General features: G+C 65.0%; 1 pseudogene. It reads left to right on the forward strand.

The window, feature by feature from the left end:
- Window positions 1-1,086, forward strand: a pseudogene (locus tag ABF821_RS19665) (aconitate hydratase); the annotation flags it as partial.
- Window positions 1,087-1,217: the final 131 nt, after the last annotated feature.

Genomic DNA, 1,217 nt, shown 5'->3' on the forward strand with positions numbered 1-1,217 from the left:
AACTTCGAAGGCCGTATCTCGCCCAACGTGCGCGCCAACTATCTGGCCAGCCCGCCGCTGGTGGTTGCGTACTCGCTGCTCGGCACGATGCGCGAGGACATCACCACCGTGTCGCTCGGCACCTCCAAGGACGGCAAGCCGGTCTATCTGAAGGACATCTGGCCGACCAACAAGGAGATCGCGGACCTGATCGGCTCTTCGATCAACCGTGAAGAGTTCATCAAGCGGTACAGCCAGATCGGCAAGGGCACCAAGGAATGGCAGGCCCTGAAGGTCGCGACCGGTTCGGAGACCTACAAGTGGGACCCGACCTCGACCTACGTGCAGGACCCGCCGTACTTCCAGGACATCACGCCGGAGCCCAAGCCGAAGGGTGACATCGTGGGTGCTCGCGTGCTGGCGCTGCTGGGCGACAACATCACCACCGACCATATCTCGCCGGCCGGTGCGATCAAGGAAAGCTCGCCGGCCGGTGTCTATCTGAAAGAGCACCAGGTTTCGGCGAAGGATTTCAACTCCTACGGCTCGCGCCGGGGCAACGACCGCATCATGGTCCGTGGCACCTTCGCGAACATCCGCATCAAGAACGAGATGCTGCCGGGTACCGAAGGGGGCTTGTCCAAGCACTTCCCCGACGGGAAGGAGGGCTCGATCTACGATGTCGCGATGGAATACAAGGCCGAGGGCGTGCCCCTGGTCGTGTTCGGCGGCAAGGAATACGGCATGGGGTCGTCGCGCGACTGGGCGGCGAAGGGCACCCTGCTGCTGGGCGTTCGCGCCGTGATCGCCGAGAGCTTCGAGCGCATCCATCGCTCCAATCTGGTCGGCATGGGTGTGCTGCCCCTGCTGTTCAAGGACGGCACGACGCGCAAGTCGCTGAACCTGAAGGGTGACGAAATCATCGACATCAAGGGGCTGGAGACCATCACCCCCCGGATGACGATCGACATGGACATCACCCGTGCCGACGGCACCAAGGAAACGGTGCCGCTGCTCTGCCGCGTCGATACGCTGGACGAGGTCGAGTATTACCGGCATGGTGGCATCCTGCAGTATGTGTTGCGCGGGATGACTGAAGCTGCCTGAACGGTCTTTTCTTCCGTCTGACGAGTCTGGCGGGGGGGGGCGGGGCGGCCCCCGCGGGCGGGGGTGGGGGGGGGGGGCGGGGGGGGGCGGGGGACGCCAACGCGGGGATGTGGGGGGCGGGGGGGGGGGGG

Origin of the sequence: Gluconacetobacter sp., from assembly GCF_047721585.1 — a bacterium.
Classification (GTDB): Bacteria; Pseudomonadota; Alphaproteobacteria; order Acetobacterales; family Acetobacteraceae; genus Gluconacetobacter; species Gluconacetobacter dulcium.